The organism is Mesorhizobium sp. M5C.F.Cr.IN.023.01.1.1 (genome assembly GCF_003997585.1).
In the GTDB taxonomy this organism is placed as follows: Bacteria; Pseudomonadota; Alphaproteobacteria; order Rhizobiales; family Rhizobiaceae; genus Mesorhizobium; species Mesorhizobium wenxiniae.
Window position 1 is genome coordinate 45315 of sequence record NZ_RZSU01000042.1, and the last position, 8226, is coordinate 53540.

The 8226-nt window shown below is 62.7% G+C and carries 5 protein-coding genes and 1 pseudogene; 3 read left to right on the forward strand and 3 right to left on the reverse strand.

Going from position 1 to position 8226, the window contains the following annotated elements; genetic code table 11:
* Positions 1-1021: pseudogene (locus EOA78_RS18205) on the forward strand (glutamate synthase subunit alpha); the annotation flags it as partial.
* Between the two features lie 143 nt (positions 1022-1164).
* The gene (locus tag EOA78_RS18210; protein ID WP_127316327.1) at positions 1165-2619 is read left to right on the forward strand and encodes a glutamate synthase subunit beta; all 1455 of its coding nucleotides are present in this window, start codon (positions 1165-1167) and stop codon (positions 2617-2619) included.
* A gap of 67 nt (positions 2620-2686) precedes the next feature.
* On the opposite strand, the gene EOA78_RS18215 is transcribed toward EOA78_RS18210, so the two are convergent.
* Together EOA78_RS18215 and EOA78_RS18220 are read right to left on the reverse strand one after the other, a co-directional pair.
* A complete protein-coding gene (locus tag EOA78_RS18215) occupies positions 2687-3904 on the reverse strand; it encodes a DUF459 domain-containing protein (protein WP_127316328.1) in 1218 nt (405 codons plus the stop codon).
* Between the two features lie 131 nt (positions 3905-4035).
* A complete protein-coding gene (locus EOA78_RS18220; protein ID WP_127316329.1) occupies positions 4036-5262 on the reverse strand; it encodes a lytic murein transglycosylase in 1227 nt (408 codons plus the stop codon).
* A gap of 203 nt (positions 5263-5465) precedes the next feature.
* Between EOA78_RS18220 and galU the strand changes: the two genes are divergently transcribed.
* Complete coding sequence (galU, locus tag EOA78_RS18225; protein ID WP_206533459.1) at positions 5466-6380, forward strand: UTP--glucose-1-phosphate uridylyltransferase GalU; 915 nt, start codon at positions 5466-5468, stop codon at positions 6378-6380.
* Positions 6381-6474: 94 nt separating this feature from the next.
* Here the strand turns inward: galU and EOA78_RS18230 are convergent, their stop codons facing one another.
* Positions 6475-8217: an outer membrane beta-barrel protein gene (locus EOA78_RS18230; RefSeq protein ID WP_127316331.1), complete on the reverse strand. Its 1743-nt coding sequence runs from the start codon at positions 8215-8217 to the stop codon at positions 6475-6477.
* Between the last annotated feature and the right edge of the window lie 9 nt (positions 8218-8226).

An 8226-nucleotide genomic window follows, 5' to 3' on the forward strand; every position in this document is an offset into this window, starting at 1 on the left:
AAAGCGGGCGCTGATCCAGCACTGGAAGGCGCGCGGGCTCGATTTCAGCAAGATGTTCTTCAAGCCGGATGCCCCGCATGAGGCGGTGCACTGGACCGAGCGGCAGAAGCATCCGATCGACGACGTGCTCGACCGCAAGCTGATCGAGTTGGCCAAGCCGGCGCTCGAAGCCAGGCAGCCGGTCAGCATCGAGCTGCCGATCCGCAATGTCGACCGTTCGACCGGCGCCATGCTGTCGGGCGAAGTGGCAAAGCGCTTCAGGCACAAGGGCCTGCGCGAGGACACGATCTCGGTGAAGCTCACCGGCACCGCCGGCCAGTCCTTCGGCGCCTTCCTGGCGCGTGGGGTTTCGTTCGAGCTGGTCGGTGCCGCCAACGACTACGTCGGCAAGGGCCTGTCGGGGGGACGCATCGTCATCCGCCCGCCTGAGAACACGAAGATCGTCGCAGCGGAGTCGATCATCGTCGGAAACACGGTGCTTTACGGCGCGACCGAGGGCGAGGCCTATTTCTGCGGCGTCGCCGGCGAGCGTTTTGCGGTTCGCAATTCGGGCGTCGCCGCCGTCGTCGAAGGTGTTGGCGATCATGGCTGCGAGTACATGACCGGCGGCATTGTCGTCGTCATCGGCCAGACCGGCCGCAACTTCGCCGCCGGCATGTCGGGCGGCGTCGCCTATGTGCTCGACGAGGTGGGTGATTTCGCCGAGCGCTGCAACATGGCGATGGTCGAACTGGAACCCGTTCCCGAAGAAGACGACCTGATGGAGAAACTGCTCCATCATGGCGGCGACCTCGATCACAAGGGCCGCGTCGACGTGTCCGGCGACATGACCAGCCATGATGAGGAGCGGCTCTATCAGCTGATCTCGAACCACGTCCATTACACGGGTTCGGTGCGCGGCCGCGAGATCCTCGACAACTGGGCGACTTTCCGGCCGAAATTCCGGAAGATCATGCCGGTCGAATACCGCCGCGCGCTGATCGAAATGGAACGCATGCGCATGGGCGTTGCGGCGGAATAGGTATTGGGATTGCCGGGAAGCAAAGCTTCCCGGTCGATGCCTTCATCAACAATCCTGGCCTCGGACTGAAGGTTGCCATGGCTGCCTTATGAGGTTAACGGGTGCGACGTCGAGCGCGCCATCTGGACAGCAGGGACTGGACTATGGGCAAGGTAACAGGATTTCTCGAGATCGACCGGCAGGTGCACAAGTACCAGCCGGCTTCCGACCGCATCCGGCATTTTCGCGAGTTCACGCTGCCGATGTCGGACAAGGAGGTCGAGAAACAGGCCGCGCGCTGTATGGATTGCGGCATCCCGTACTGCCACGGGCCGACCGGCTGCCCGGTCCACAACCAGATCCCGGATTGGAACGACCTCGTCTACAATGGCGACTGGGACAATGCGATCCGCAACCTGCACTCGACCAACAATTTCCCGGAATTCACCGGCCGCATCTGTCCGGCGCCTTGCGAGGAAGCCTGCACGCTCAACCTCGAGGACATTCCGGTCGCCATCAAGACGATTGAGCAGGCGATCGCCGACAAGGCCTATGAAACCGGTCATATCCGGCCCTATCCGCCGGAAAAGAAGACCGGCAAGCGCGTCGCCGTCATTGGCTCGGGGCCGGCCGGCATGGCGGCCGCCCAGCAGCTTGGCCGCGCCGGCCACGACGTTCACGTCTATGAGCGCGAGAGCCGGCCGGGTGGGCTGATGCGCTACGGCATCCCCGACTTCAAGATTGAGAAACACTACATCGACCGGCGCATCGAGCAGATGCAGGGCGAGGGTGTCAGCTTCCATTGTGGTATCAATGTCGGCGTCGACAAGCCGGTGGCGGAGCTACTCGGTGAATATGATGCGGTGCTCTATTGCGGGGGATCAGAAACACCGCGTCCGGCCAACATTCCCGGCGACGATCTCGACGGCGTGCATGACGCGATGCCTTATCTGGTGCAGCAGAACAAGCGCGTCGGCGGCGAGCCGATCCAGTCGGTGGCGTGGCCATCGCGCCCGATCGTCGCCGGCGGGCAGCATGTCGTCGTCGTCGGCGGCGGCGACACCGCCTCCGACTGCGTAGGCACCGCCTTCCGCCAGGGCGCCGTACGCGTCACCCAGCTCGACATCCGGCCGCAACCGCCGGAAAAGGAAGACAAGCTTTCGGTCTGGCCCTACTGGGCGACGAAGATGCGCACCTCGTCCTCGCAGGCCGAAGGCGCCGAGCGCGAGTTCCAGGTGGCGACGCTCGAATTCATCGGTGAGGACGGCGCGTTGACCGGCGTCAAATGCTGCGAGGTCGATGAAAAGCGCAAGCCGATCGCCGGCACGGAATTCGTCATCCGCGCGGATCTCGCCTTCATCGCCATCGGCTTTGCCGGGCCGGCCACCGTCGGACCGGTGTCGGAGCTGGATGGTCAGATGAAGATCGCCACCGACAGTCGCCGCTCGAAGAACGTCGAGGCCAATGACCGCGACTACAAGACCAGCGTCGAAAAGCTCTATGCGGCGGGCGATGTCCGCCGCGGTCAGTCGCTGGTCGTCTGGGCGATCCGCGAGGGCCGGCAAGCGGCGCGCTCGATCGACGAGGCGCTGATGGGATCGAGCGTGCTGCCGCGCTGAGGCTGTCTCGACCTACTTGCGCAGCCCTCTGAACACGCTTCTGCTCTTCCGGTGCCCCGGGGCAGGTTTACGGAGTGATCGCCGTGGTCGTTTCGGTTGCGGCCGCCGCAGGCTGTCCCCTGGGCGGCCAGGAAAAATCGTCGGCGCGGCCGGGCGAAGCAGCGGGCGCCTTGCCCTCGACGACGAGTTTTTGGCCGGACCCGTCCGCCTTTGCCGGCGCTGCGGCGCCGAGAAGTTCCGAACCGCCGTCGAGTGCCGGATCGCTGAGTAGCATCGGCACGGTGCGATCGACGGCCATCGGTGCAGGTGCCGGCGCCTCGACCGGGGCGCCCGCTGGCGCATAAGTTGCCGGTGTGCCCGTGGGCGCGGTCATTCCAAGGATCTTCATCAAGGGCTTTTCGGCATAGAAGGCGAGCTTGCGTTTGCCGGCTTTCGACACATAGATGCCGTCGTCGGTGCGCAGGCGCACCGGCTGGCCGTTGATATCAGGCCCGCTGGTGACAAAGGCGCCGTCCTCGTCGACGAAACCGTCCCAGATGTCGACGAATTCGCCGCCATGACTTTCGGCCGTCGTGCGATAGATGTCGTTGAAAGCCAGCATGTCTGAGGTCATCTTCGGCGCCTTGAATGCCGGCATGCCGACCCACAGATACGGCACCTTGGCCGATGCAATGGCCTTGCCGAACGCTTCGGTCCGGCGTTCGTATTCGTCGATCCAGGCCTCGGACCGCGGCTGTTCGCGTTCCCCGTTCACGCGCATTTGCTGCCGATCGTTGGAGCCCAGCATGACGATTACGGCCGCGGGCTTTTCGGTCTCGATCAGCGACTTGATCTGTTCGGGCCAGTTGTAGAAATCGTCACGCACGAAACCGGACGAACCGTTGCTGCGAACGACGATCCTGATCTTGGTGTTTTCGGCAAAGGCGGTGTCGAGACCTTCGGCGAGGCCGCTCGCCATGAAATCGCCGACCACCAGAACGGTGCGGGCATCCGGCGCTTTCTCGACAATCGGGGTTGCCGGCTCAGCCGGCCGGCGCGGCGCCGCGCGGGGCTTTCTTGCTTTTGACTTCCGTGGCCCGGCCCTCTGAATTTGTCGCGGCGGTTCCACCCGCTCGCTTCGGCGCAGAAACAACAAGTCGCGCAGCGACCAGCCACGCCTTTGTTCCTCCTGCGCCATGGCCGGCGTGTGAAAGACGGCGGCAGTGCTGACGGCCAGGACGGCAATAGCCAGAATCAGGATCGGCACGCGACTGAGGATTACCCAAATACGCGCTGCCGAAACCAATTACCCTCTCCATCCCTTAAGAGCGCCGGACTCTCGAACAAAACCGTGCCGCCGCTGTCTCCTAGTTGAGCATCGGATTTCCCCAGAAACCGGTTTGGGTCCGATGCTCCAGGTCGTCTCCCAAGGCGAGGCTAGTTCTGCCTGAGCCATTTGAGCACTTCCATGCTCGGATGTCCGTCCTGGGTCAAGCCAGCCTTCGCCTGGAAGGCCATGATGGCGGCTTTCGATCCCTCGCCGATCTTGCCGTCGAACTTGCCGTCATAATAGCCGTACTGGGAAAGCCGCTGCTGAAGCTCCTGCCGCTCCTCGAAGGAGAGCTTCGTGAAAGGCCGCTTCCAGTCCTGCACAAGCCCACCATGGCCGGCGATTTCGTCGGCAAGAAGGCCAACGGCAACTGCGTATTTGTCGGCATTGTTGTAGCGCTTGATGACCGAAAAATTCTTGATCATCAGGAAGGCCGGGCCGCCGCGGCCGCCTGGCACCTTCAGCGTGGCCTTCTCCGCACTATTCTTGAACGGCTTGCCGTTGACACGCGTGACACCCAGCGCTTGCCATTGCGACAGTGATTTCGATCCGGCCGGGAACTTTTTCCCCTCGGGAAGGGCGACTTCATAGCCCCAGGTCTTGCCGGCCTGCCAGCCGTTTTTCTTGAGCAGATTGGCGGCTGTTGCCAATGCATCGGGAATCGAATTCCAGATGTCGCGCTTGCCGTCGCCATCCATGTCGACCGCATAGGCCTGATAGCTGGTAGGAATGAACTGGGTATGGCCCATTGCGCCCGCCCATGAGCCGCTGAGGTGGCTTTTGTCGATATCGCCCCTTTGCAGGATTTTCAGCGCCGCGATCAACTGGGTGCGGGCAAATTTCGATCGTCTCGAGTCGGCATAGCCAAGCGTTGCCAGCGAACGCACGACATTGCGCATGACATCGTCGCGCTTGAGGATTTCGCCGTAGTTCGATTCCATAGACCAAATAGCCAGCAGGATATGACGGTCGACGCCGTATTTTGCCTCGATCCTGTCCAGCCACGGCTTCCACTTCCTGGCCATCTGCTGGCCGACAGCGACCGACTGGTCATGGACGCGGTTGTCGAAATAGTCCCAGGCGGGGGCGGTGAATTCGGGTTGATAACGCGCTTTTTCCAGCACGACCGGGTCGGCATCGCTGATGCCCTCGAATGCCCGGTCGTAAACGGCGCCGGAAACACCGCTCCGCACCGCGGTGGCGCGGAAGCTGGCCACCCATTGCCGGAAACCGGCGTCGGCAAAAGCCGATCCGGTGGGCATCAGCAAGGCAAGCGACAGGCTGGCGGCCGCAACGATGCTTGTGAAGCGCTTTGCGGCGTTGCGAACGGACATCTTTTCCTCCTTCTTCATCACAGGAAGATTATTCATCGCCGAACCGAGTTAGCATTTAGTTTACCATAGGTGCCGTTGGGAACAAAAAGGCGGGTTGGTGCTTTGCAGAATACAAATTTCTTCTGACCAGCCGTTCCATAATCCTCGATTCCGGCACGAAAATGTCTTGAAGCGGGATTGCCGAACAGGCTTAGAAGCGGATAATTGACAGCATGAAGAGAGTTCGCAAGGCAGTTTTCCCGGTCGCCGGTCTCGGCACGCGTTTTCTCCCGGCCACCAAGGCCATACCCAAGGAAATGCTGACCGTCGTCGACAGGCCAGTCATCCAGTATGTGGTCGACGAGGCACGCGAAGCCGGCATCGAGCATTTCATCTTCGTGACCGGCCGCAACAAGGCGGTCATCGAGGACCATTTCGACGTCCAGTTCGAACTCTATGACACGCTCGCCCAGCGCGGCAAGGACGACGAGCTCGCCCGCCTGCAGCGGCTGCAACCCTCGCCGGGCCAGACCAGCTTCACGCGCCAGCAGGTGCCGCTCGGCCTTGGCCATGCCGTCTGGTGTGCCCGCGAACTGGTCGGCGACGAGCCCTTCGCGCTGCTTTTGCCCGATATGATCATGCAGTCGGAAAAAAGCTGCATGAAGGAGATGGTCGAGCTTTATGCCGAGACCGGCAACAATATCGTCGCGGTTCAGGAATGCGACCCCGCCGAGGCTCATAAATACGGCATCGTCGGCCGCGGCGAGGATACGCATCACGGTTTCCGTATCACCGGCATGGTGGAGAAGCCGAAGACCGGCACGGCACCCTCCAATCTATACATCAACGGGCGCTACATCCTGCAACCGGAGATATTCACAATACTCGAGGGCCAGGAGAAGGGCGCCGGCAACGAGATCCAGCTCACCGATGCGATGCTGAAGCTGGAAAAGCAGCAGCCCTTTTATGGCTGCCACTACCAGGGGCGCACCTTCGATTGCGGATCGCCGGAAGGCTTTGTCGAGGCCAATGTCGCCTTCGCGCTGTGGCGCAGCGACATAAACGGACGCATGGCGGGCGTTATCCGCAAGCTTCTCGACGAGATGAAGCCGTCAGAGCAGCGGGGCGCGGCGTTTTAGGAAACCGCCCAATGTAGGCCGCGTTCAGGGTCTCGAAACCACCGTGCTCGCCACCGCCTGACCCGAATCTTGGCATACCTCCAACGGCTGTGCTTTACGGCTGCAGTGTCACCCCGACGAAGATGCTATGGGCAGTGTAGTCGCGGCCCTCCAGATTGCTGGTCTGTTTTTCAGTTCTGGCGCGGGTGATCAGTCCGGCATACCGGTTCAGCCACCATGTCAGTCCGGCCTCGGCGCTCAGCGTCAGATCATGGCCGTCCGACCCGATGTAGTCGCGCCAGTCCACGCCGAGAGCTGCGTTCCCGATCAGGTTGGCACGGATTTCCCGCTCGCCGGTGAGGCGGCCGGAGTAAAGGATGTCGCCGCTTTCGTTGACGGCGGTCGTGCCCTCGACGATCGTCTGCCCGGTGAGGCCGATCGTGGTGCCGCGTTCCGGCGACCATCTGAGGTCGGCATTCACCGTGGCACCCGAAATTGCCGGTAGGCGGTCGTCGTCGATCGCCTCCCGCAGCCAGCCGGCCGAGAATTCGCCGGCAAGCTTCTCGCCAAGATCGAGCTCGGCGCCGGCCCGAACGCCAAGCCGCGTCGAGGATCGTTCGAAACCATTGGTGTCGACGCGCAAATCATAGACCCGGCGGCCGATTTCGACTTCGGTGAAGGGAGTGATAGCGGGGGAAATCTCGTAGCCGGTGCGCAAAGTGGCGGTATAGAGCGTCGAATCGCGGTCTTTCTGCGACAGCGTGCCGCCCGTCGAAAGCTTGGCGTCGCCGTAAATGTCGTGTTCGACAGCGCCGGTCAGGGCGAAACGCATCTTGCCGGCATCCTTCTCGAGCGCAAGGCTGCCGTCAATGGTCTGGCGCACCGGCTGCTCGACGGTGCCTTCGATGACGACTGGCGATGAAGCCGATTCTGGCGCCGCCTCGTAACCGAGCTTGGCGATAGCGCGCAGATCGTTGTCGAGGTCGACATTGAGCGTGCCATCGACACGGCCCCGTGCCTCCTGAACCTCGTCGCCCGATATAGTCTTGAGAAAGGTGCCGTAGCCGTCGATGACAGCCGAATTCTCCCGCCAGTCGGAGATGGCATTGAAGCGCAGCGTCGTTTCCGACAGCAGGGCCGGCTTGCCTTCGCTGCTCGAATCGGCATTCGACGACGCCGTCAGGCCTTGCTCGATCGTCGGCCTGATCACAAAGGAGCCGAGTTTGATGCCGGTGGCAGCGAACGGATCGTCCTCGGCCCTCTTGTCCCGGCCTTCGATGGCTTCGGCGCGCTCAGCGCCCGGATCGAGCTGCTGCCTGTCGGCGGAATCAATGGTCACGGCACGGCGATTGGTGGCATCCTGGTCAGTTTCGCCGGTGTCCGTGTCATTCGTCGTGACTGCAGTCGCTGCGGTGGCTTGTGTCTCGGCGGCTTCGTCTTGATCGGCCGCGCCCTGCGTTGCGCTCGATGGCCGGCGCGTCGGGACGGGAGCGGGGGTGTCCGCAAACGGATCGTCGGTCGCCTCCGGCGGATCAAAAATGCTGCCAGTCGCGGGTGCCGTCTCGTCGTCCTGTACGGCGCCCGGGCTGGCCGGCTGATAGGTCGGCGCCGGCGCAGTGCTCTGGGTGGCTGCACCGGCCTGCGCCGTCTGATCCTCGGCGCTGGCCAGGCTCAATTGCCTGGTCTTGCGCTGCTGGTCGTCCAGAATCGCCGATTCCGAAACCTCGCCGCGCAGCTCGGTTACCTGGGCATAGGGCTGCGCAGGCCGCAGCAAGGCGAAGACGCTGGTCGCCAGCAGCAAGGCGCAGACCGCCTTGCCGTTTCGTCTTCTTTTCTTTTCAGGCTGGGCCCCGGACATTGCCACCAC